Source organism: Streptomyces sp. NPDC045678 (assembly GCF_056432085.1).
The window spans coordinates 1,086,113-1,105,870 of record NZ_JBWKJS010000001.1 but is presented as its reverse complement, the minus strand read 5'-3'; the positions used below and the strand labels follow the sequence as shown (position 1 = coordinate 1,105,870).

The 19,758-nt window shown below is 68.6% G+C and carries 17 protein-coding genes, 1 pseudogene and 1 riboswitch; of the genes and pseudogenes, 6 read left to right on the top strand and 12 right to left on the bottom strand.

From position 1 onward, the window contains the following. Positions 1 to 9: 9 nt before the first annotated feature. The 6 genes from AC07DO_RS04850 to ctaE all read right to left on the bottom strand — a co-directional run bounded on the left by AC07DO_RS04850 (position 10) and on the right by ctaE (position 7,250). Complete coding sequence (locus tag AC07DO_RS04850) at positions 10 to 1,389, bottom strand: aminotransferase class V-fold PLP-dependent enzyme (RefSeq protein ID WP_479057082.1); 1,380 nt, start codon at positions 1,387 to 1,389, stop codon at positions 10 to 12. Positions 1,390 to 1,578: 189 nt separating this feature from the next. Next, a riboswitch (SAM riboswitch) is annotated at positions 1,579 to 1,696 on the bottom strand. 122 nt (positions 1,697 to 1,818) lie between these two features. After that, complete coding sequence (gene trpD / locus AC07DO_RS04845) at positions 1,819 to 2,883, bottom strand: anthranilate phosphoribosyltransferase (protein ID WP_479057080.1); 1,065 nt, start codon at positions 2,881 to 2,883, stop codon at positions 1,819 to 1,821. Positions 2,884 to 3,053: 170 nt separating this feature from the next. Continuing rightward, entirely contained in the window at positions 3,054 to 4,694 is a 1,641-nt protein-coding gene (gene qcrB, locus AC07DO_RS04840; RefSeq protein ID WP_479057078.1) for a cytochrome bc1 complex cytochrome b subunit, read from the bottom strand. After that, positions 4,691 to 5,746, bottom strand: a complete 1,056-nt coding sequence (qcrA, locus tag AC07DO_RS04835) for a cytochrome bc1 complex Rieske iron-sulfur subunit (RefSeq protein ID WP_479057076.1) — start codon at positions 5,744 to 5,746, stop codon at positions 4,691 to 4,693. The genes qcrB and qcrA overlap by 4 nt, the downstream gene beginning before the upstream one ends. Further along, positions 5,743 to 6,552: a cytochrome bc1 complex diheme cytochrome c subunit gene (qcrC, locus tag AC07DO_RS04830; RefSeq protein WP_055566233.1), complete on the bottom strand. Its 810-nt coding sequence runs from the start codon at positions 6,550 to 6,552 to the stop codon at positions 5,743 to 5,745. Before qcrC ends, qcrA begins: the two co-directional genes overlap by 4 nt. Positions 6,553 to 6,629: 77 nt before the next feature. Then, a complete protein-coding gene (gene ctaE / locus AC07DO_RS04825) occupies positions 6,630 to 7,250 on the bottom strand; it encodes an aa3-type cytochrome oxidase subunit III (RefSeq protein ID WP_055566234.1) in 621 nt (206 codons plus the stop codon). A 198-nt stretch (positions 7,251 to 7,448) separates the two neighbouring features. Here ctaE and AC07DO_RS04820 point away from each other — a divergent pair, with 198 nt between their 5' ends. Beyond that, positions 7,449 to 7,847 carry a hypothetical protein gene (locus AC07DO_RS04820; protein WP_479057074.1) on the top strand — a complete coding sequence of 133 codons (399 nt, stop codon included), beginning with the start codon at positions 7,449 to 7,451 and terminating at the stop codon, positions 7,845 to 7,847. Positions 7,848 to 7,953: 106 nt separating this feature from the next. On the opposite strand, the gene AC07DO_RS04815 is transcribed toward AC07DO_RS04820, so the two are convergent. From AC07DO_RS04815 to ctaC, 4 genes are all read right to left on the bottom strand, one after another. Further along, positions 7,954 to 9,198 carry a L,D-transpeptidase gene (locus tag AC07DO_RS04815; protein ID WP_479057072.1) on the bottom strand — a complete coding sequence of 415 codons (1,245 nt, stop codon included), beginning with the start codon at positions 9,196 to 9,198 and terminating at the stop codon, positions 7,954 to 7,956. Positions 9,199 to 9,328: 130 nt separating this feature from the next. Further along, positions 9,329 to 9,727, bottom strand: coding sequence for a cytochrome c oxidase subunit 4 (locus tag AC07DO_RS04810; RefSeq protein ID WP_055566237.1), 399 nt, complete (start codon positions 9,725 to 9,727; stop codon positions 9,329 to 9,331). Further along, complete coding sequence (ctaD, locus tag AC07DO_RS04805; protein ID WP_479057070.1) at positions 9,724 to 11,460, bottom strand: aa3-type cytochrome oxidase subunit I; 1,737 nt, start codon at positions 11,458 to 11,460, stop codon at positions 9,724 to 9,726. Before ctaD ends, AC07DO_RS04810 begins: the two co-directional genes overlap by 4 nt. Further along, a complete protein-coding gene (gene ctaC, locus AC07DO_RS04800) occupies positions 11,457 to 12,419 on the bottom strand; it encodes an aa3-type cytochrome oxidase subunit II (RefSeq protein ID WP_150166935.1) in 963 nt (320 codons plus the stop codon). Before ctaC ends, ctaD begins: the two co-directional genes overlap by 4 nt. 372 nt (positions 12,420 to 12,791) lie before the next feature. On the opposite strand from ctaC, the gene AC07DO_RS04795 reads away from it, so the two are divergent. After that, positions 12,792 to 14,168 (top strand): aminotransferase class V-fold PLP-dependent enzyme, encoded by a 1,377-nt coding sequence (locus AC07DO_RS04795; RefSeq protein ID WP_479057069.1) that lies wholly within the window; start codon positions 12,792 to 12,794, stop codon positions 14,166 to 14,168. Positions 14,169 to 14,178: 10 nt separating this feature from the next. Here AC07DO_RS04795 and AC07DO_RS04790 read toward each other — a convergent pair whose 3' ends face one another. Further along, positions 14,179 to 15,153, bottom strand: a complete 975-nt coding sequence (locus tag AC07DO_RS04790; protein ID WP_399535161.1) for a carbohydrate kinase family protein — start codon at positions 15,151 to 15,153, stop codon at positions 14,179 to 14,181. A 134-nt stretch (positions 15,154 to 15,287) separates the two neighbouring features. Between AC07DO_RS04790 and AC07DO_RS04785 the strand changes: the two genes are divergently transcribed. Continuing rightward, on the top strand, positions 15,288 to 15,515 hold the full coding sequence (locus AC07DO_RS04785; RefSeq protein WP_479057555.1) for a hypothetical protein: 228 nt from the start codon (positions 15,288 to 15,290) through the stop codon (positions 15,513 to 15,515). Between the two features lie 166 nt (positions 15,516 to 15,681). Beyond that, the gene (locus AC07DO_RS04780; protein ID WP_479057068.1) at positions 15,682 to 17,214 is read left to right on the top strand and encodes a hypothetical protein; all 1,533 of its coding nucleotides are present in this window, start codon (positions 15,682 to 15,684) and stop codon (positions 17,212 to 17,214) included. 95 nt (positions 17,215 to 17,309) lie between these two features. Here the strand turns inward: AC07DO_RS04780 and AC07DO_RS04775 are convergent, their stop codons facing one another. After that, the gene (locus tag AC07DO_RS04775) at positions 17,310 to 17,666 is read right to left on the bottom strand and encodes a HesB/IscA family protein (RefSeq protein ID WP_030933606.1); all 357 of its coding nucleotides are present in this window, start codon (positions 17,664 to 17,666) and stop codon (positions 17,310 to 17,312) included. A 247-nt stretch (positions 17,667 to 17,913) separates the two neighbouring features. On the opposite strand from AC07DO_RS04775, the gene nadA reads away from it, so the two are divergent. Together nadA and AC07DO_RS04765 are read left to right on the top strand one after the other, a co-directional pair. Further along, positions 17,914 to 19,119, top strand: coding sequence for a quinolinate synthase NadA (nadA, locus tag AC07DO_RS04770; RefSeq protein WP_479057066.1), 1,206 nt, complete (start codon positions 17,914 to 17,916; stop codon positions 19,117 to 19,119). Between the two features lie 229 nt (positions 19,120 to 19,348). Continuing rightward, positions 19,349 to 19,471, top strand: a pseudogene (locus tag AC07DO_RS04765) (Bcr/CflA family drug resistance efflux transporter); the annotation flags it as partial. Positions 19,472 to 19,758 lie beyond the last annotated feature (287 nt).

Here is a 19,758-nt window from a genome sequence, read left to right as displayed (position 1 = left end):
CCTGCCCGCTCAGGCGGCGCCGGTGTCCGGCACGCAACGCCCGTCCTCGGTGCGGTAGCTCCACCGCGCGCCGTCCGCGACCAGTTCCCCGACGGCGCGCACGAAGCGCTCGACGTGCTCGTCGGGAGTGCCCGCGCCGAAGCTCACGCGGATCGCGTTCAGCGACTTCTCGCCGGGCGCGGCCTCGGGGGCGCCGCACTCGCCGGGCTCGTCGGGCTCGCTGTCGAGCAGGGTGCGCACCAGCGGGTGGGCGCAGAACAGGCCGTCGCGTACGCCGATGCCGTACTCGGCGGAGAGCGCGGCGGCGAAGTGCGAGCTGTTCCAGCCGTCCACGACGAAGGAGATGACGCCCACGCGCGGCGCGTCGTCGCCGAAGAGGGAGAGGACCCGCACCTGCGGCACCTCGGCGAGCCCCTCGCGGACCTTCCGGATGAGGTGCTGCTCGCGGGCGACGAGCTCGTCGAAGCCCGCGTCGGTGAGCGCCTTGCAGGCGGAGGCGATGGAGTAGACGCCGATGACGTTCGGGGAGCCTGCCTCGTGGCGGGCGGCGGTGTCGTGCCACTCCACGTCCACGCCGCCGCCCGCTTCCCTGGGGCGTCGCGTCACCTTCCGCGAGGCGCCGCCGCCCGCGAGGTAGGGCTCGGCGTCGCGCAGCCAGTCGGAGCGGCCGGCGAGGACACCGGAGCCGAAGGGCGCGTACAGCTTGTGGCCGGAGAACGCGACCCAGTCGACGTCCAACTCATCGACGGAGACGGGGTGGTGGGGCGCAAGCTGTGCGGCGTCGAGCACGATGCGGGCACCGTGCGCGTGAGCGGCCGCCGCCAGCTCGCGCACCGGCCAGAGCTCACCGGTCACGTTGGAGGCACCGGTGACGCAGACGAGAGCCTGCCCGTAGGGGTCGCGGTCGGCGAGTGCGCGCTCCAGGGTGTGGACGGCCTCGTCGGGGGTGCGCGGCGCGTCGAGGTAGGTGACGCGGGCGTCCCGCCACGGCAGCAGCGAGGCGTGGTGCTCGGTCTCGAAGACGAAGACCTGGCAGTCGGCGGGCAGGGCGGCGGCGAGGAGGTTCAGGGAGTCGGTGGTGGAGCGCGTGAAGACCACCTGGTCGCCCTCGCGGCAGCCGAGGAACTCGGCGACGGTCTTACGGGAGTTCTCGAAGAGGTCGGTCGACAGCTGCGAGAGGTACCCGGCGCCGCGGTGCACGCTGCCGTAGTACGGGGCGTACGCGGCCACGTCGTCCCACACGCGCTGCAGCGCCGGCGCGCTCGCCGCGTAGTCGAGCGCCGCGTAGGTCACCTCACCGCCGGTGACCAGCGGAACGGTGACGTCCCGGCCGAGGACGGCGAGCGGGGCACAGACGGACGAGTCGGCGGCAACAGCGGAAACGGACATGGCGAACTCCCGTAAGAGGCAAGTGAGTTCACTGCGACGACGGCCGGGCCCGAGGCCTGCGGCGGTGCAGTGATGAAGAGAAGAAGGGTGCGCGGAGAGGGGCCGAAGGCCCTAGCACATTCGCTTGCTCACGAGACTGCTCCCTTGAGGACCAGGACCCCAGGGCTGTGACATTCACCGATGTCCAGGGGTCCGCGCTTGCCATACGCCTCGCTGCGTACGGCCTGGTCTTCACCCGGGGCACCCCGCCACGGACGGAGGGTTGCCGGACAGCGGGCCGGGGCCGTAGTCGCTGTCACTCATGACCTGTGCAGCATCCTGCCACACGATCTTCGGCGCGCAAGGCGCAGTCCAGATTCCGGACTGCGCCGTGCGTCACATCGCCGCGCCGAAGGAGGGAACTTCTCAGCGGATTCCTCAGTGGATTCCTCAGCGGTTGCTGGCGGACACCCAGCGCTCCAGGGCCCGCTTCGCGGCCCCCGAGTCGATCGCCTGCGCCGCCTTCGCCATGCCGGCGCCGATCTGCTCCACGAGGGGCTGATCGGTGGGCGTGAGGGCGACCAGGGCCGCCGCCGAGTTCAGCAGCACCGCGTCCCGCACGGGCCCGGTCTCCCCGTCGAGCAGCCGCAGCGCGACCTCCGCGTTGTACGAGGCGTCGGCGCCCCGCAGCGCCTCGACGGGCACCAGGCCGATCCCGACGTCCCGCGGGTCGAACGCCTCCTCGCGCACGGCGCCGTCCCGCACCGTCCAGACCCGCGAGGTGGCGGTCGTCGTCAGCTCGTCGAGCCCGTCGTCGCCGCGGAAGACGAGGGACGAGTGGCCCCGCTCGGCGAAGACCCCGGCCACGATGGGCGCCATCCGCGGGTCGGCGACACCGACCGCCTGGGCGCGCACCTTCGCCGGGTTGGTGAGGGGGCCGAGCAGGTTGAAGACGGTGCGGATGCCGAGCTGGCTGCGGGCGCCGCCCGCGTGGCGCAGCGCGGGGTGGAACTTCACGGCGAAGCAGAAGGTGATGCCCGCCTCCTCGGCGACCTCGACCACCCGCTGAGGGGTGAGGTCCAGGTTGACGCCGAGCTTCTCCAGTACGTCGGAGGCGCCGGACGCGCTGGAGGCGGCGCGGTTGCCGTGCTTGACGACCTTCGCGCCGGTGCCCGCGACGACGATCGCGGACATGGTCGAGATGTTGACGGTCTTGGCGCCGTCGCCGCCGGTACCGACGATGTCGACGGTCGGGCCCGGCACGTCGATGACGTTGGCGTGCGCGTACATGGCGCGTACCAGGCCGGAGATCTCCTCGACGGTCTCGCCCTTGGCCCGTAGGGCGACCACGAACCCCGCGATCTGGGCGTCGGTGGCCTCGCCGCGCATGATGCGGTCCATGGCCCAGGCCGTGTCGTCGGCGCTCTGGTCGCGCCCGTCGAGCAGGCCGTTCAGTACGTCGGGCCAGGAACGGTCCGCCGCGGTGTCGCCTCCTGCGGGGGTCACAGCGCTCATAGCCGCTCCTGGTTTTTTCGTCTGCGTATGGAGGAAACACCCCGCCACGTCGGGGTGGGACGGTGGGACCACCCTATCCAGCCTCCGGGACGGCAAAGAGCCCCGTCCATGCAATGGACGGGGCTCCTGCCGTGGCGACCTTTTGGTCAGAGCTTCAGAGCTTCAGATGATCAGTGGTGGCCGTGGCCGCTCGTGATCTCCTTGTACTCGTCGGGGGTGGGCTTGGGGATCTGGCCCTCTTCCCCGTAGTAGCCCTTGGAGAGCTTCGCCCGGAGCTTCTGCGGACCGGACAGCTTGCGCTCGACACCGTTCTCGTCGACCGCGGGGCCGAGCTCGACCGGCTTGTACTGCTCGTGCGCGGTGAGCGTGTGCAGCTGCTCCTTGCTGAGCGGCTCGTGGACCTCGATGAACTCACCGTGCGGCAGCCGCTTGATGAGACCCGACTCGCGGCCGTGCAGCACCTTGTCCTTGTCGCGCCGCTGCAGACCCAGGCAGATCCGCTTGGTCACGATGAAGGCGATGACCGGTCCGGCGAAGAAGGCGATCCGGACGAACCAGGTGATCGCGTTCAGCGACAGGTGGAAGTGCGTGGCCCACAGGTCGTTGCCACCACCGACCAGCATGACCATGTACGCGGTGATCCAGGCGACACCGAAGGCCGTACGGGTCGGGGCGTTGCGCGGGCGGTCCAGGATGTGGTGCTCGCGCTTGTCGCCGGTGACCCAGGACTCGATGAACGGGTAGACCGCGATGGCCACGAGGACCAGCGGGAAGACCACGACCAGCGGGATGAACACGCCCAGGGCGAGCGTGTGGCCCCAGAGGTTGATCTCCCAGCCGGGCATCACACGGATCAGACCCTCGGCGAAGCCCATGTACCAGTCGGGCTGGGCGCCGGTGGACACCTGGTCCGGGCGGTACGGGCCGATGGCCCAGATCGGGTTGATCGAGGCGATCGCCGCGATGACCGCGATGACACCGAAGACCAGGAAGAAGAAGCCTCCGGCCTTGGCCATGTAGACGGGCAGCAGCGGCATGCCGACGACGTTCTTGTTGCTCTTGCCGGGGCCCGCGAACTGCGTGTGCTTGTGGAAGAAGACCAGGATCAGGTGCGCCACCACGAGGCCGAGCATGATGCCCGGCAACAGCAGGATGTGGACCGAGTAGAACCGCGCCACGAAGTCGCCGCCGGGGAACTCCCCGCCGAACAGGAACATCGAGATGTACGTGCCGACGATCGGCATCGACAGGATGGCGCCCTGCATGAAGCGGACACCGGTTCCCGAGAGCAGGTCGTCCGGGAGCGAGTAACCGGTGAATCCGGTGAACATGCCGAGGACGAACAGCAGGAAGCCGAAGAGCCAGTTGACCTCACGGGGCTTGCGGAACGCACCCGTGAAGAAGACGCGCATCATGTGCACGAACATGCCGGCGAGGAAGATCAGCGCCGCCCAGTGGTGGATCTGCCGGATCAGCAGACCACCGCGCACATCGAAGGAGATGTGCATGGTCGAGTTGAACGCCTCCGACATCAACTGTCCCTGCATCGGGACGTAGCTGCCGTGGTACTCCACCTCGTTCATCGACGGGTGGAAGAACAGCGTCAGGTACACACCCGTGAGGATGATGATGATGAAGCTGTACAGGCAGATCTCACCGAGCATGAAGGACCAGTGGTCCGGGAAGATCTTGCGCATGTTGGCCTTGGCGAGGGAGTAGATCCCCAGCCGGCCGTCGGCCCAGTCCGCTACCCGCTCACCGGCGGGCGCCTTCTGGCGGTTGTCGTTCGATGATGTCGTGGTGGTGCTCATCCGCGCTCCCAGAAGGCAGGACCGACGGGCTCTTCGAAGTCGCCGAGCGCCTCGAGGTAGCCCTTTTCGTTCACGCCGATGCGCAGCTGCGGCAGGGCGTGGCCGGCCGGGCCGAAGATCACTCGGGCACCGTCGGAGAGATCGAAGGTGGACTGGTGGCACGGGCAGAGGACGTGGTGCGTCTGCTGCTCGTACAGGGAGATCGGGCAGCCCACGTGGGTGCAGATCTTGGAGTACGCCACGATGCCTTCGTGCGACCACTCCAGCTCGCGCTTGTCCTTGATGTTCTCCGGCTGAATCCGGACGATCATCAGGGCGGCCTTGGCGATCTGGGTCTGGAAGTCGTGGTCGTGCTCGGACATGCCCTCGGGCATGGCGAAGGTCAGCGAACCGACCGCCACGTCCGCGGGCCGCAGCGGCTCGTGGGTGTTCATGTTCACGAGCATCTTGCCCTTGGCCCACTTGGTGTGCCGGAGCTTGTCCTCGGGCAGCGGACCGAGGTCGCGCAGCAGGACGACGCCGGAGAGCGGGACCAGGGCCAGCGCGCCGAACATCGTGTTCCGGATCAGCTTGCGCCGACCGAAGCCCGACTCCGCGGCACCCTGCTTGAAGTCCTCCATGACCTTGGCGCGGACCTCGGGCTCAGCCGCGATCGGGTGCCGCTCGTCGGTCATCTCCACGTCGGACATCAGGGTGCGGGCCCAGTGGACCGCGCCCGCGCCGATGCAGAACAGCGCCACGCCGAGGGTGGTGCCCAGGGCGAAGTTGAGGCCGCTGACGTGACCGATCGGCCAGATGAAGACGCTCTTGTCGGCGGGAATCGCCACGTACGAGGCGATGAAGCCGACCGTCGCGATCATCGACAGCGTGAACAGGAACGCCACGGCGCGCTCGGACCGCCTGGCGGCCCGCTCGTCGATGTCCTGGACGCGGTGCTCGTGGGGCGGCAGCCCCGGGTCGGCGAACGGGTTCTCTTCCGTCACGGCCACCGAGCCGTGCTCGGTCTCCTGCTTGCTGGGCAGGTTCTCTTCTGGAATCTCTTGGCTACTCATGACTTCTTGGCCTTTGCGGTCCGAGCGGCGACCCACACGGCGACCGCGATCAGCGAGCCGAGACCGAAGATCCAGCCGAAGAGGCCTTCACTGACCGGACCCAGACCACCCAGCTTGAGACCGCCAGGGCTCTCGGTCTTCTCACCGTTGACCGCGTCGAGGTACGCGATGATGTCCTTCTTGTTCTTCTCCGGCATCGTGGTGTCGGGGAAGGACGGCATGTTCTGCGGGCCGGTCTGCATGGCCTCGTAGATGTGCTTCGGGGAGACACCTTCGAGCGACGGCGCGAACTTGCCGTGCGTCAGCGCGCCACCTTCACCGGTGAAGTTGTGGCACTGGGCGCAGTTGGTGCGGAACAGCTCGCCACCCTTGGCGATGTCCGCCCCGTCCGGGCTGTACTGCTTCTCGGTCGGAACCGAGGGACCGGCACCCAGCGACGAGATGTACGCCGCCAGCTGGTCGATCTGGGCCTGGTTGTAGATGACCTTCTTCTTGGGCGCCTGGGCTCCCGGCTGCTGGAGCGGCATGCGGCCGGTGCCGACCTGGAAGTCGACAGCGGCGGCGCCCACGCCCACCAGGCTCGGACCGTCGGAGGAGCCCTGACCGCCGGTTCCGTGGCAGCTGGAGCAGCCCACGGCGTAGAGCTTCTTGCCCTCGTCGATGGCGAGGGACTGGGCGGTGTCATCGGCCTGCGCCTTGTCCGCCGGCGCGAACGCGGCGTACAGCCCCCCGGTGGCCGCCAGCGCGAGGAGTAGGACGACGACCGCCGCCAGCGGATGGCGTCGTCGTGCGGAGAGCTTTTTCACGGATTACCCCGGTGTCAGGATCTTCTGCGTCGATGCTTCTGGAATGTTTCGGATTACGTCGCGTGAGCGACCTCCGCTTACTTGATCATGTAGATCGTGGCGAAGAGGCCGATCCAGACCACATCGACGAAGTGCCAGTAGTAGGACACGACGATGGCTGCGGTCGCCTGTTCGTGGGTGAACCTCCTGGCCGCATAGGTGCGCCCCAGGACCAGCAGGAAGGCGATGAGGCCGCCTGTCACATGCAGTCCGTGGAAGCCGGTGGTCAGGTAGAAGACCGAGCCGTACGGGTCGGACGAGAGCGAGAGGCCCTCGTGCTTGACCAGCTCGGTGTATTCGTACACCTGACCGCCGATGAAGATCGCACCCATGATGAAGGTGACGATGAACCACATCCGGAGCTTCTTCACATCCCCGCGTTCAGCTGCGAACACGCCCAGCTGACACGTGAGGGAGGAGAGCACCAGGATCGTGGTGTTCGTCGCCGAGAACGGGAAGTTAAGGGCCGAGGCCATTTCCTTCCAGTGATCAGGACCTGTCACCGATCGCAGGGTGAAGTACATCGCGAAGAGGGCCGCGAAGAACATCAGCTCGGAACTCAACCAGATGATGGTTCCGACGCTGGTGAGGTTCGGTCGATTGACCGGCGGGTGCGCGTGCCCGGTATCTACTGTCGTTGCTGTCGCCACGACCGACATTATGTCGGTCGCTTATCCCGCCCTCACCCCGGGGGGTGCCGTTCGGAGTGTCTACGGGGTGTGTCCTGCCCGGATGGCCCATCGGAGGCCTGTCCGAAGCGGTGTTGACGGGGTGTCGGGAGGAGTAGCATCCGCGCATCGGTTCCCGATCCCATGACGGCACAGCTCGACGCAACAGCTCGACGTATCGGAGGAACAATGCAGCCGACCGCCACGGTGCTGGTCTACAGCGACAACTCGAGCACCCGCGAGCAAGTCCGGTTGGCCACGGGCCGCAGGCCGGCCACGGATGTTCCCGAGGTCCGGTTCATCGAGTGCGCGACGCCGCACGCGGTCATCAAGGAGCTGGACCGGGGCGGCATCGACGTCTGCGTCCTCGACGGCGAGTCGGCGCCCGGCGGCATGGGCGTCTGCCGCCAGATCAAGGACGAGGTCTTCCAGTCGCCGCCCGTGCTGCTCCTCATGGGGCGCCCGCAGGACGCGTGGCTGGCGACCTGGAGCCGGGCGGAGGCCGCGGTGACCCTGCCGGTCGATCCGGTGGAGTTCGCGAGCGCTCTGGCCGGGCTGTTGCGCGGCAGGACGGCCGTCGAGGCCTGAGCGAGGCTCGAGCGATTCACCAGCGGTCCACCGATTTCCGCGAGAGGGGCCCACGCCGTGGCGTGGGCCCCTCTCGCGCGCCTCTGACAGGCTCTCTGCCGGGCCGTCAGACCCGCGGCCGCAGCCTGGCCGCGTCGGCCGCCGCGGGGCCCTCCTTGGTCCCGGCGAGCAGCGCGCTGCCCTTGCGCCACTTCTTCCAGCTCAGGTTCCAGTCGCCGAGCCCGTTGCCGAACGCCGGCATGTCCTCGCCGTAGCTGTTGATGACCGTCACGAGGTCGCCCTGGCGGACGGTCTCGTAGAACCAGGCGGCGTCGCCCGTGCTCATGCCGGTGCAGCCGTGGCTGGTGTTCGCGGAGCCCTGCGAGCCCACCGACCAGGGCGCGGCGTGCACATACTCACCCGAGTCGGTCACCCGCGTCGCGTAATAGACCATCTTGTCGTAGAAGTCCGATGCGCCGATGCTGGCACTGGTCATGCGTACGGAGTACTCCTTGCCCAGCACCACCTTGACGCCGTTGCGCGTCGAGTAGCCGGGCCTGCCCGTGGTCACGGGCAAAGAGTTGATCTCCTCGCCGTTGCGGTAGACCGTCATGTAGTGCGATCCGGCGTCCGTCACGGCCTCGATGCGGTCGCCGATGGTCAGCCTGAGCGGCTTGGCCTCGCCACCCCACAGCTTGTCCTTGACCTTGAGGCCCTCCAGGTTGCTGGAGACGCTGACGGTCGCGCCGGCGGGCCAGTACTCCTTCGGGCGGTAGTGCAGCGTCTCGCTGTCCACCCAGTACCAGGAGCCCTCGGTGGCGGGCACCGAGCGGACCTTCAGCGCGCGCTCGACGACCGATCTGGCCTCCTTGCCCTTCACCGGCTTGCTGAGCTTGGCCGTGACGGGCTGGCCGACGCCGTACTTGCCCGCGTCGGGGCCGAAGGTGACCTTCAGCCGCTTCTTCTTCGCGGGCAGGCCGGTCTCGAAGGTGAGGACCTTGCGGCCCGGCGCCCCCTCGTCGTCCTCCGCGCTCACCCGCACGGTGTAGTGGGCGCCTGCCGCCAGCGGCGTGGTGCTGTGCCACCGGGAGCCGTCGGCCGAGAGTTCGCCCGCCACGTACCGCCCCATCGCGTCGGTGGCCAGCACGTCGGTGATACGCCCGTCCTCGCCCTGGGCCGTGACTTCCAGGGGCTTGTCCGGATCCGCCTTCTTGCTGCCCACGGGGCCGTTGAAGGCGATCTGGTCCGCCGCGTCGTACGGCTTCGCCGAGAGCGGGTGGTGGGAGCCCCCGCAGGCCGTGGTCCCCGCACCGAGTGCGGCCACCAGCATTGTGCAGCTCAGTACCGTGCGAATTCGCGGAGAGTCGCTCATAAACACACGGTATGAAGGTTCATCACGCTCGTCGCGGCGAGTGACCCGTCCGTGGGGTGTCGCTTACGCCGAAGGGCCCCGGCGCTCCTTTCGGAGTGCCGGGGCCCTTCGGGTGCGGGGAGCTACAGACTCACTGGGTCTGGTTCTCGCCGCGGTAGTACTCGAACACCCAGCCCCACAGGCCGATCAGGATGATCGGGGCCGAGAAGTACAGCAGCCACCAGCCGAAGACGACGCCCATGAAGGCGAGCGCGCCACCGACGGCCAGGGAGAGCGGCTGCCAGCTGTGCGGGCTGAAGAAGCCCACCTCGCCGGCCTCGTCCGCGACGTCGGCCTCCTTGTTGTCCTGTGCGGAGGCGTCGACACGCCGGGCCGTGAAGGCCAGGTAGTAGCCGATCATGATGCACAGGCCGAAGGCCAGGAAGAGCGCCGTGGTACCGGCAGGCTCCTTCGACCACACGCCATAGACGATCGCCATGGCGAGGACGAAGACGCTCAGCCAGATGAACATCTTGCCCTGGATCTTCACTTCGCGGCCTCCTTGTCGCCGCCGAACAGCGCGGTGTCCTTCTGTCCGTCGTTCTCGAGGTGGCCGATCGCCGCGATCTCAGGGTGGTGCAGGTCGAACGCGGGCGATTCCGAGCGGATGCGCGGCAGCGTGAGGAAGTTGTGCCGCGGGGGCGGGCAGGACGTCGCCCACTCCAGGGAGCGGCCGTAGCCCCACGGGTCGTCGACCTCGATCTTCTTGCCGTACTTGGCGGTCTTCCAGATGTTGTAGAAGAACGGCAGGATCGACAGACCGAGCAGGAACGAACAGATCGTCGAGATCGTGTTCAGGGCCGTGAAGCCGTCGGCGTGGAGGTAGTCCGCGTACCGGCGCGGCATGCCCTCGGCACCCAGCCAGTGCTGGACGAGGAACGTGCCGTGGAAGCCGACGAACAGCGTCCAGAAGGTGATCTTGCCCAGACGCTCGTCGAGCATCTTGCCGGTGAACTTCGGCCACCAGAAGTGGAAGCCGGAGAACATCGCGAACACCACGGTGCCGAACACCACGTAGTGGAAGTGCGCCACCACGAAGTACGAGTCCGAGACGTGGAAGTCCATCGGGGGCGAGGCCAGGATGACGCCGGTCAGACCACCGAAGGTGAAGGTGATCAGGAAGCCGACCGCCCAGAGCATCGGGGTCTCGAAACTCAGTGACCCCTTCCACATCGTTCCGATCCAGTTGAAGAACTTCACACCGGTTGGCACGGCGATCAGGAACGTCATGAAGGAGAAGAACGGCAACAGCACGCCGCCGGTGACGTACATGTGGTGGGCCCACACGGTCACGGACAGACCCGCGATCGCGATGGTCGCGCCGATCAGGCCCATGTAGCCGAACATCGGCTTGCGGGAGAAGACCGGAATGACCTCGGAAATGATGCCGAAGAACGGCAAGGCGATGATGTACACCTCTGGATGGCCGAAGAACCAGAAGAGGTGTTGCCATAGCAGTGCGCCGCCGTTGGAGGCGTCGAAGACATGGGCGCCGAACTTGCGGTCCGCCTCCAGGGCGAACAGCGCGGCGGCCAGGACCGGGAAGGCCAGCAGGACGAGCACCGCGGTCAGCAGCACGTTCCACACGAAGATCGGCATGCGGAACATCGTCATGCCCGGAGCGCGCATGCAGATGATGGTGGTGATGAAGTTGACCGAGCCGAGGATCGTACCGAAGCCGGAGAACGCCAGACCCATGATCCACATGTCCGCGCCGATGCCCGGCGAGCGGACCGCGTCCGACAGCGGGCTGTACGCGAACCAGCCGAAGTCGGCCGCGCCCTGCGGGGTGAGGAAGCCGCCGACCGCGATCAGCGAGCCGAACAGGTACAGCCAGTAGGCGAACATGTTCAGCCGCGGGAAGGCCACATCGGGAGCACCGATCTGCAGCGGCATGATCCAGTTCGCGAAGCCGGCGAACAGCGGCGTCGCGAACATCAGCAGCATGATCGTGCCGTGCATCGTGAACGCCTGGTTGAACTGCTCGTTCGACATGATCTGCGTGCCGGGACGGGCGAGTTCGGCGCGCATGAAGAGCGCCATGACGCCGCCGATGCAGAAGAACGCGAACGACGTGACCAGATAGAGCGTGCCGATCGTCTTGTGGTCAGTGGTGGTCAGCCACTTGATCACGACGTTGCCCGGCTGCTTGCGCCTGACCGGCAGCTCGTCCTCGTACGAGTCTGCTGCCGCGGCACCCTGGGGTTCGTTGAGGATGCTCACAGGTTGTTCGTCTCCCGGTTCTTCTCGTGGCCCGTCTGCTCGATGCCGGCCGGGATGTAACCGGTCTGGTTCTTCTTCGCGAGGTCCTCGAGGTGCTGCTTGTAGCGCTCGGGAGAGACGACCTTGACGTTGAAGAGCATCCGGGAGTGGTCGACGCCGCAGAGCTCGGCGCACTTGCCCATGAAGGTGCCCTCCTTGTTGGGAGTCACCTCGAAGGCGTTGGTGTGGCCCGGGATGACGTCCTGCTTCATGAGGAACGGCACCACCCAGAAGGAGTGGATGACGTCACGCGAAGTCAGAACGAAGCGGACCTTCTCGCCCTTGGGGAGCCAGAGGGTCGGTCCGGGGTTGCCGTTCTGGGGGTTCCGCTCGCCGGGCGTGCCGACTTCGTAGACACCGCCGGCGTTGGCCGGGAAGTCCTTGCGGAAGCGGTCCGGAATGGCTTCCAGGTCCTTGGACGTCTTGGCGTCGCCCTTGTCGGAACCCGGCACGTCCTCGATGTAGTTGAAGCCCCAGCTCCACTGATAGCCGACCACGTTGACCGTGTGGGCCGGCTTGTCTTCGAGCTTGAGGAGCTTCGACTCGTCACGTGCCGTGAAGTAGAAGAGGACCGACACGATGATGAGCGGAACCACCGTGTAGAGCGCCTCGATGGGCATGTTGTAACGCGTCTGCGACGGTACTTCCACCTTGGTGCGGCTGCGCCGGTGGAAGATGACGCTCCACAGGATCAGACCCCAGACCAGCACGCCCGTGGCGAGCGCTGCCGCCCACGAGCCCTGCCAGAGGGAGAGAATCCGCGGAGCCTCTTCCGTTACCGGGGTGGGCATTCCAAGGCGGGGGAAATCCTTGTATGTGCAACCGGTGGCGGTCGCCAGGATCAGGCCCGCAGTCAGCACCTGCGGCAGCTTCCGCCGCATCGGGCGCCGCGACGAGCGGTCGGAGCCGTTGGGACTCACGTAGCGCCTTCCCGAGAGTCTCGCCCGCGCTGTCGGCTGCGGCCTTCACGCTGGTCGGTCGCCGCCCTGCGGCGGGCAGGGGTTTGGATGTTTATGCGGACCAAACCCTACTGGACGCTATTTGGGGTCGCGCGGGGAGGGTGCCTAACGCGCCGCGGGTCACTCCGAAGGGTGGGACGTCCGCTCGTCGACGGGTTTCTGACGGAGTCTTGGAACGCCCACGAGCTCGGCGGAATCCGCTGGTCCGCGGGTGTGGGCCGGTGGGGGCACGTCAGGCAGTTCCCCGCACCCCTGGGGAGCGCCCCTTGCGGGGCGGCTCCCTCGGGCACTCCCCCGGAGCGTCTCGGCGAGCCGACGTCTTAGCGTTGGCGTGTGGCCTACTTCGATGTTGCTTCCTCCGCTCCTCTTCACCCCGTCGCGCGGCAGGCGCTGCACGCGTCGCTGGACGAGGGGTGGGCCGATCCGGCGCGGCTCTACCGCGAGGGGCGGCGGGCCCGGCTGCTCCTCGACGCCGCGCGCGAGGCGGCCGCCGAAGCGGTGGGCTGCCGCCCCGACGAGCTCGTCTTCACCTCTTCGGGCACCCGTGCCGTGCACTCCGGGATGGCCGGGGCGCTGGCCGGCCGGCGGCGCGTCGGACGCCACCTGATCGTGTCGGCCGTCGAACACTCGTCGGTACTCCATTCGGCCGAGGCCCACGAGGGCGACGGCGGGGCGGTGACCGAAGTGGGGGTGGACCGTGGCGGGGCGGTGGACCCGGAGGCGTACGCCGCGGCGCTGCGGGAGGACACCGCGCTCGCCTGTCTGCAGTCCGCCAACCACGAGGTCGGCACGGAACAGCCGGTCGCCCGGGTCGCGGAGGTCTGCCGGGCCGCCGGGGTGCCGCTCCTGGTGGACGCGGCGCAGTCACTGCCCTGGGGGCGCGTCGACGGGGACTGGTCGCTGCTGACCGGGAGTGCCCATAAATGGGGTGGTCCGGCGGGAGTCGGGCTTCTCGTCGTACGCAAGGGTGTGCGCTTCGCCGTGCAGGGTCCCGTCGACGAGCGGGAGTCCGGGCGTGCCGTCGGCTTCGAGAACATTCCGGCGATCGTGGCGGCGGCCGCCTCGCTGCGGGCGGTGCGGGCCGAGGCGGACGCGGCGGGCGTACGGCTGCGGGAGCTGACGGAGCGGATCCGGGTGCGGGTGTCGGAGCTCGTGCCGGACGTGGAGGTGGTGGGCGATCCGGTGCAGCGCCTGCCGCACCTCGTCACCTTCTCCTGTCTCTATGTCGACGGGGAGACCGTGCTGCACGAGCTCGACCGGGCCGGTTTCTCCGTGTCGTCCGGGTCCTCGTGCACCAGCTCGACGCTGACACCGAGCCATGTGCTGCGCGCCATGGGCGTGGTCAGCGAGGGGAACGTACGGGTTTCGCTGCCGTTCGGGGCCGAGGAGGCGGAGGTCGAGCGGTTCCTGGAGGTGCTGCCCGGGGTGGTGCGGGGCGTGCGGGAGACCCTGGGGGCGCCGGCCGGGGGCGGGGAGGGGGCCGCGGAGGCCGTGACCGTCGACGCGCTCGGGATGAGCTGCCCGCTGCCGGTCATCGAGCTGGCCAAGGCGATCGGGCGGGTACGGGTGGGCGGCACCGTCACCGTCCTCGCCGACGACGAGGTCGCGGCCGTGGACATCCCCGCCTGGTGCTGGACGCAGGAGCAGGAGTACGTGGGCGAGCGGCCGGCGGACCGCGGTGTCGCGTACGTGGTCCGCCGGAGCTCGTGACGGCTGGGCGCTAGGCCAGGTGCGGCTTGACCTCGGCGGCGGCCTCGTGGCCGTACGCCTTGGTGAAGCGGTCCATGAAGTTGCTGCGGCGCAGCTCGTACTCCTGCGTGCCGACGGTCTCGATGACCAGGGTGGCGAGCATGCAGCCGACCTGCGCCGCACGCTCGTGGGAGACGCCCCAGGCGAGGCCCGAGAGGAAGCCCGCGCGGAACGCGTCGCCGACGCCGGTCGGCTCGACCTTCGCCTCCTCCTCGGGGACGCCGACCTCGATCGGGTCCTTGCCGGCGGACTCGATGCGGACGCCGTTCGCGCCGAGGGTCGTCACGCGGTGGCCGACCCGCGAGAGGATCTCGGCGTCGGTCCAGCCCGTCTTGGACTCGATGAGCCCCTTCTCGTACTCGTTGGAGAAGAGGTACGTCGCTCCGTCGAGGAGCGTGCGGATCTCCTCGCCCTCCATGCGCGCGATCTGCTGCGAGAAGTCCGCGGCGAACGGGATGTCGCGGGAGCGGCACTCCTCGGTGTGGCGGAGCATCGCCTCGGGGTCGTCGGCGCCGATCGAGACGAGGTCGAGGCCGCCCACGCGGTCCGCGACGGTCTTCAGTTCGATGAGGCGGGCCTCGCTCATCGCGCCCGTGTAGAAGGAGCCGATCTGGTTGTGGTCGGCGTCCGTGGTGCAGACGAAGCGCGCGGTGTGCAGCGTCTCGGAGATGCGGACCGAGGCCGTGTCCACGCCGTGCCGGTCGAGCCAGGCGCGGTACTCGTCGAAGTCGGAGCCTGCGGCCCCGACCAGGATCGGGCGGGTGCCGAGCTGCCCCATGCCGAAGGTGATGTTGGCGGCGACACCGCCCCTGCGCACATCGAGGGCGTCGACGAGGAAGGAGAGGGAGACCGTGTGCAACTGATCGGCGACCAGCTGGTCGGCGAAGCGGCCGGGGAAGGTCATCAGGTGGTCGGTGGCGATGGAGCCGGTGACTGCGATACGCACGGCTGGGTGCTCCTGTGGAGGAGAGGCGAGGATTGACAGTTCACGCTACCGGGTCGAGGCACCCCGCCTGAAGTGCCAAAACTACCCGATAGTAGGGCTTTTTTCGTGAGCGTCCGGATGCATACGGTGCCGTTATGACCGTTATCCCGAAGGATGTCGTCCTGAAGCATCGCGCCGCGTCCACCGCGGAGGCCGCCGAGACCATGGAGTCGCTGCGCGGCGACTGTGCCCGCATGGCACCGCACTGGGCGGTGCCCGCCGCCGCCACGGCCGCCCCCGTGCCGCCCTCGCTGATCCACGGCATCACCGTCCCGCCCTCCTCCGCGCGCCTGATCGGCGAAATGTCGGCGTACGGAGGCTGAGGGAGACTGATCGCAGGGTCCCGGCGCGCGCCGAAGGGAACCGAGCGCTCCCCTACTGCGTCCCATCGCCGTCCCCCGTAAAGGGGAACTGGGATACGACGAAGCCCGCCGGTGGCAGTCACCTGTGGGATGTCCGGGACAGCAGTGCAGTCGAAGGAGCGATGCGGTGAGCACCGAGCGATCCGATCAAGAGGCGTCCGAGCCGCAGCGGCGGCGGTCCCGCCTGGCCGTCGCCTCGGTCGCGGCCACCGTGCTGCTGGTCGGCGGCGGTGGGGCGTACTTCGCGGCGTCCGCGTCCGGCGGTGGCGGCAACGGCGGCAGTGACGGGGCACCCGCGGGGGACGGCGGCAATCCGCCGCCCCTCGCCCTGGACGGCTATCCGGCCGCCGACCGACAGGGCGACGGCAAGAGCGGTACCGGCGGCACCGGGGACTCCAACGGCATCGCGCCCGGCGAGCCCGACCCGAACGGCGTGCGGTACAGGGCGACCACCAAGCTGCCCCAAGGGCCTGAGTCCGCTGCGGTCTACCACGCACGCGGCGAGGTCACCGCTGCCGAGGTGAGCAGGCTCGCCGAGGCGCTGGGTGTGGACGGGACGCCGACGTCGCAGGACGGCACCTGGAGGGTGGGGCACTCCAACGACGGTTCCGGGCCCTCGCTGCAGGTGAACAAGCAGGCGCCCGGCACCTGGACCTACGCGGGGCACGGCACGGGCGGCACCGACAACTGCTCCCGCGGCAAGCCCTGTTCCAGCACCTCCACCGCGCCCAACGGCGAGACGGGCGACGCGGTCGGCGAGCAGGCGGCCAAGGACGCCGCGGCACCCGTCCTGAAGGCCCTCGGCCAGGACGACGCGAAGCTGGACGCGAGCCAGCTGATGGGCGCCGTACGGGTGGTGAACGCCGACCCGAAGGTGGACGGCCTGCCGACGTACGGCTGGTCGACCGGCATCCAGGTCGGCGCGGGCGGCGAAGTGGTCGGCGGCAGCGGCCAGTTGAAGGCGCCGGAAAAGGGCGCGAAGTACCCGGTCATCGGCGCCCAGGAGGCCCTGGACCGGCTGAACGAGTCGGGCGGCGACGGCCGCGTCGGCATCGGCGGCTGCGCGACTCCGGTGCCGCACGCCGACGACGCGACGAAGAACGAGGGCGGCAGCGGCGCGAAGCAGGCGCCCTGCGAGCCCTCGCCCGAGGCGCCGAAGCCGCAGCCGGTCGCCGTCAGCGGCGCCACGTTCGGCCTCGCGACGCACTTCGTGGACGGCAAGCAGACCCTCGTACCGTCCTGGCTGTTCGACGTGAAGCCGCAGGGCGCGCAGGACACGTCCACGGTGACGCACCCGGCGGTCGCGCCCGAGTACCTGACATCGCCGAGCACGCCGGGCACCCCTACGCCCACGAAGCAGCCGGGCGACAAGGGTGACGGCGGCGATCAGGGCGGCGGCACGGACAAGACGCGCCTGACGTCCTACAACGCCGACGGCAAGACGCTGACCGTGCACTTCTGGGGCAGCGCGTGCAGTGAGTACTCCGCGTGGGCACAGGAGGGCGGCGACCGCGTGAAGGTCACGGTCACCGAGACCGGCAAGAGCGGTGACGTCTGCATCATGATGGCCAAGGAGCTCAAGAAGAAGGTCACCCTGGACAAGCCGCTGGGCGACCGCAAGGTCGTGGACTCCGCGGGCGACACGGTCCGGCGGAAGTAACGCGCCGGTTCCCGCACCGCGGGCGGTACACACGAAGGCGGCGGCCCCCTGGAATCTCAGGGGGCCGCCGCCTTCGACGTGGGTGCCTCGCAGCCTCAGCTGAAGGAGTCGCCACAGGCGCAGGAGCCCGTGGCGTTGGGGTTGTCGATCGTGAAGCCCTGCTTCTCGATGGTGTCCACGAAGTCGATGGAGGCGCCGCCCAGGTAGGGAGCGCTCATCCGGTCCGTGACGACCTTCACGCCGTCGAAGTCCTTGACGACGTCGCCGTCGAGCGAGCGCTCGTCGAAGAACAGCTGGTAGCGCAGGCCCGAGCAGCCGCCGGGCTGAACGGCGACGCGCAGCGCCAGGTCGTCCCGGCCCTCCTGCTCCAGCAGGCCCTTCACCTTGGCCGCGGCGGCGTCCGACAGGAGGATGCCGTCGCTCACGGTGGTGGTCTCGTCCGATACGGACATCTGCTTCTCTCCCGGGTTGTACGGAGACTGCTTGCCGACGGTTGCAACCGGCGGGGCCGCGGATTCATTCCGGGCCGAGCGCTTACGTCTTACCCCTTCATGCTCGCACATGGCGCGGCGGGGAACAGCGGGCCGCCGGACGGCGAATGCGTCACATCGACACTATGGCCATCGTCAAGCTGACACAAAGCGGTTATGATAGATAACGTCAGTTAGACGAAAAGAATCGTCTGCAGAGTCAGAAAGGGTGCGTGTTGTGACCACCGCCCAGTCCCGCGCGGACAGCGTGACCCTCGATGTACAGCCCACGCCCCTCGCCCTGCTGCTCCTCGGCCGCGAGGCCGACCCCAGGAGCGAGCGTGGCGTGGAGTGCCCCGGCGATCTGCCGTCCCCCTCCGACCCGGACCTGGTCGAGCGCGCCCGCGCCGCCAAGGAGAGGCTCGGGGACAAGGTCTTCGTGCTGGGTCACCACTACCAGCGCGACGAGGTCATCCAGTTCGCGGACGTCACCGGTGACTCCTTCAAGCTGGCGCGTGACGCGGCCGCGCGGCCCGACGCCGAGTACATCGTCTTCTGCGGTGTGCACTTCATGGCCGAGTCCGCGGACATCCTGACGACGGACGACCAGAAGGTCGTGCTGCCCGACCTGGCCGCCGGCTGCTCGATGGCCGACATGGCCACCGCCGAGCAGGTCGCCGAGTGCTGGGACGTGCTGACCGAGGCCGGGATCGCCGAGCAGGTCGTGCCCGTCTCGTACATGAACTCCTCGGCCGACATCAAGGCGTTCACGGGCAAGCACGGCGGCACGATCTGTACGTCGTCCAACGCCAAGCGCGCGCTGGAGTGGGCCTTCGAGCAGGGCGAGAAGATCCTGTTCCTGCCCGACCAGCACCTGGGCCGCAACACGGCGGTGCGGGACATGGGCCTCTCGCTGGACGACTGCGTCGTCTACAACCCGCACAAGCCGGGCGGCGGCCTGACCGTCGAGCAGCTGCGTGACGCGAAGATGATCCTGTGGCGCGGGCACTGCTCCGTGCACGGGCGTTTCTCGCTGGAGAGCGTGGAGGACGTCCGGGCGCGCATTCCCGGCGTGAACGTGCTGGTGCACCCGGAGTGCAAGCACGAGGTCGTCGCCGCGGCGGACTACGTGGGTTCCACGGAGCACATCATCCAGACCCTGGAGGCGGCGCCCGCCGGCTCCAAGTGGGCGATCGGCACCGAGCTGAACCTCGTGCGGCGGCTGGCGAACCGTTTCGCCGCGGAGGACAAGGAGATCGTCTTCCTCGACAAGACGGTCTGCTTCTGCTCGACCATGAACCGGATCGACCTGCCGCACCTGGTCTGGACGCTGGAGTCCCTCGCGGACGGCAAGCTCGTCAACCAGATCGAGGTGGACCGGGAGACCGAGCAGTTCGCGAAGCTGGCGCTGGAGCGGATGCTGGCGCTGCCGTAGGGCGGCGGTCTTGGCCTCGCCAGTGCGGGCTTGACCTCGGCGTAAGGGGCGCCTGCTATTGCAGGTGCCCCTTACGGCGTTCTAGGCTCCTGGCGCACCTTCGGTACGTCGGGTGCTTCTTCAGTACTTCGCGTACATCGCGTACTTCTCCCGCTTCTCCCGGCCGTCGTCCGGACCTCCCCCCCTTCTTCTGTGCCTGCTCTCGTTCGTCGGTCCGCTGTCGACCGACATGTATCTGTCCGCTTTTCCGCGCATGGCGGAGGAGTTCGGCACCGACGCGTCCGGGGTGCAGCTCACGCTGACCGCGTTCCTCGCCGGGATGACGGCGGGACATCTCGTCTTCGGGCCGCTGTCCGACCGGTACGGCAGGCGGGGCCCGTTGCTCGCCGGGGCGGCGGGAGCGGTGCGGGGGGTTCTGGGCGACCGGTTGTACGTGGGTTACGGCCTCACCTTCACCTTCGGGTTCGGGCTGCTTTCCGGTGCGTCCCGCGATGACAGTTGGCCGCTGTCGGGTGCGGGCGCGTCGTGGTTGCTCGCGCCGTTCCCCGCGCCCCTTAGGGCGACCCGGCGCATCCCGCGATGGCAGTTCGTCGCTATGGCAGTCGGCGTGGTGGAGACGGATGGGCGGTCCCTTCTTTT

What these genes read in the sequence shown, in the direction of transcription:
- trpD (WP_479057080.1), bottom strand. Translation starts at nt 2,883, where the DNA reads ATGAGCGCTGTGACCCCCGCAGGAGGCGACACCGCGGCGGACCGTTCC.
- AC07DO_RS04785 (WP_479057555.1), top strand. Translation starts at nt 15,288, where the DNA reads ATGACCGTTATCCCGAAGGATGTCGTCCTGAAGCATCGCGCCGCGTCC.
- AC07DO_RS04820 (WP_479057074.1), top strand. Translation starts at nt 7,449, where the DNA reads ATGCAGCCGACCGCCACGGTGCTGGTCTACAGCGACAACTCGAGCACC.
- AC07DO_RS04775 (WP_030933606.1), bottom strand. Translation starts at nt 17,666, where the DNA reads ATGTCCGTATCGGACGAGACCACCACCGTGAGCGACGGCATCCTCCTG.
- AC07DO_RS04815 (WP_479057072.1), bottom strand. Translation starts at nt 9,198, where the DNA reads ATGAGCGACTCTCCGCGAATTCGCACGGTACTGAGCTGCACAATGCTG.
- qcrA (WP_479057076.1), bottom strand. Translation starts at nt 5,746, where the DNA reads ATGAGTAGCCAAGAGATTCCAGAAGAGAACCTGCCCAGCAAGCAGGAG.
- ctaE (WP_055566234.1), bottom strand. Translation starts at nt 7,250, where the DNA reads ATGTCGGTCGTGGCGACAGCAACGACAGTAGATACCGGGCACGCGCAC.
- qcrB (WP_479057078.1), bottom strand. Translation starts at nt 4,694, where the DNA reads ATGAGCACCACCACGACATCATCGAACGACAACCGCCAGAAGGCGCCC.
- AC07DO_RS04850 (WP_479057082.1), bottom strand. Translation starts at nt 1,389, where the DNA reads ATGTCCGTTTCCGCTGTTGCCGCCGACTCGTCCGTCTGTGCCCCGCTC.